A 2429-nucleotide genomic window follows, 5' to 3' on the forward strand; every position below is an offset into this window, starting at 1 on the left:
CACTGGAGGATCTCGCCCCGAAAGGATCCCGACCATGCCTCAGACCTTTGTCATCGACCAGGCCGCCACCTTCACCGGCGTTGCCTTTCTCAAAGCCATCCCGAAGACCGTGTTCGGAAAGCCCGACGAGCAGGACCGGACCCCGGATGGTCGACTGAAGTGGGATGTTCAGTTGGTTGCGGGCTTTCGTGACCAGTTCGGTGGTGACCAGCACGAGGTCATCAAGGTGAACGTCGCTTCGAACGTCGACCCCGGTCAGGGCCTGGGCCAGTACACCCCGGTTCAGCTGGTCAACTTCGTCGTTGGCGTCGTCCCGCCGGAGGTCCGCAAAGACAACCGTGGCGGCGAAAAGCTCGTCGGAGGAACGACCTGGTACCGCGCCGACGAGGTCCGGCCGCTGAATGCCAAAGCAACCCGTACAAACCCCGAATCCTAAGCAGCACAACATAATTCGAGGCAAGCCCTTCCCGCAGAGGGAAGGGCGCGGCAGCCCCAAAAACCCAGCCACCCGGACGGCTGCAACCCCGTCCGGACAGGCAACCCACTGAATGACCAGGAGACAAACCCGTGCTCACAGCCTTCGAGATCCTCGGATCCCTCTCGACTACAGGCCTCGCCTACGCCGGAATCCAGTCCTACGGACTCGGCGTAAAGTACTGGTGCACAACAGATCCCGACCTCAAGCGCACCCATCGCGATGCTGCCCGTGTCCGGCGCACTTGGAACCGACTCGCTCGCTACCTCAAGCTCTATCTACGCGACGACGTCCCGACCGTGCGACAGGCCATGCTGACCAGCGAGAGCCGAGCCAAGGAAGCCCGGATCCGGACACCCAGACTCGTCCGGATCACCAACGACATCTTCGGCGTCACAGCTGATTTCAAGCTGGTCCCCTCGGTCAAACTGAAGGACTTCGAAGATCACGCCGATGACTTGGCCAATTACTGGGGAATGACCCGTGTCGCCGTGCACCAGCCAGAGGCCAATATCGTCCGCGTCCGAGCAGTCCGAAAAGATCCGCTCACCATCCCGCTTGCGGTCAGCGGCCCCCGGCACCACCCGGACTTGCGCTACTACACCGCCGGAGTCGACGAATTTGGCCAAGGCGCACGAATCCGCTTGCACAACGGCAGTGGCATCGGCGTCTACGGCCTGCCTACTTATGGCAAAACCTCATTCATCCTGGGCTTGATCACCTATCTCGCCATGTCCGACAGCGTCGTGTTCCTCGTCGCCGACGGCAAGGTCGAAACCGGTCACGACGGCGACTACATGGACGTCGCGCCGCGCGCACTCTCAGTCATCGGTGACGACCCGATCCAGTTCAACGGCTGGATCAAGGAGATCCAGAAGTTCCGGCGGATGCGCTCCTCCACCATCCGGCAGACCCTCGGCGTGAAGAACATGTGGGACGTCGGCCCTTCACCGGAATGGCCGCTCGTTGTCGTCGTCATCGACGAGGCACACACCTACTTCGAGCAGATCCGGGCCACCGGCAACAAGGAGCTCACCGCCCGTAACGCGATCGCAGCCGAAAACGCCCACGAGGTAGCCGACTTGGTCAAGAAATGCCGTTCGGTCGGGATCCTCCCAATCATCGCCACCCAGAAAGGCACCGGCGACGCGATCCCGACCATGATCCGCGACAACATGCACGCTGCAGTTTGCTTTGCCGTCAAAACCGACGAAGCCGCGCAGGCCGCACTCGGCAGCGACATCAAGAACTACCCGGACGCTAACCCCACCGGCTACCAAGCTGAGGAGTACATCGGCGTCGCCTCTATGGTCGCTGAACGGCGAAAAGGCTTTACGCGCTTCCGGTCACCGTTGTGCCGAGAATCCATCGCCGCCGCCGTCTGCGACCAGACCGCCGGCCTTGTGCGCTCCGAAGTCTGCCCCGGCCTCACCATCGGCCAGGCCCACCGTGCCCTGCTCCCGGCCAACGCCACCACGGCGTTGCTCAGCCCGATCGAGAAGACCGACAACTAAAGTCACGCCGATGTAATTCGGCTACAAGAGCCCGAAAACGACTCGAGGCCGGACCACTGCAACCTGGTCCGGCCTCACGTCTACCCGGCCACGAACCTGACAAGTCCGCCGGGCGGTGCTCCCACTGAATGGAGACCGATCGATGGTATCAACGGAAACCGCTGCGGAGAACGTGCAGCGTCCCAGCTGTGTCGCGTGCGGCACGGAATTCCTTGAGACGAAGATGGGCCGCCCCAGGCGGTACTGCAATGACGCGTGCCGCAAGGCCGCCAAACGGGGCGTCACTCCTGGTCAATCCACCTCTGGCCTCCCCGGCGGAGGGTCGCACGGAGCCGAACGGGACGGAGTCAAGAGTGAGTGCTCCGGGCGCCCGGCTTTGCCGGGTTTGCCCGGAGGCGGGGAGGCCTTGTCTGACGCCTCCGAGACTTTCCGGACTTGGT

2 protein-coding genes are annotated in these 2429 nt (G+C 62.9%); both read left to right on the top strand.

Annotation, left to right across the window (positions count from 1 at the left end; genetic code table 11):
- Positions 1-34: 34 nt before the first annotated feature.
- Positions 35-436 (top strand): hypothetical protein, encoded by a 402-nt coding sequence (locus AB0H00_RS31775; RefSeq protein WP_357273596.1) that lies wholly within the window; start codon positions 35-37, stop codon positions 434-436.
- A gap of 131 nt (positions 437-567) precedes the next feature.
- The gene (locus AB0H00_RS31780) at positions 568-1989 is read left to right on the top strand and encodes a hypothetical protein (protein ID WP_357273598.1); all 1422 of its coding nucleotides are present in this window, start codon (positions 568-570) and stop codon (positions 1987-1989) included.
- The last annotated feature ends 440 nt before the right edge of the window (positions 1990-2429 follow it).

Source organism: Nocardia sp. NPDC023852 (assembly GCF_040639505.1).
Lineage (GTDB): Bacteria > Actinomycetota > Actinomycetes > Mycobacteriales > Mycobacteriaceae > Nocardia.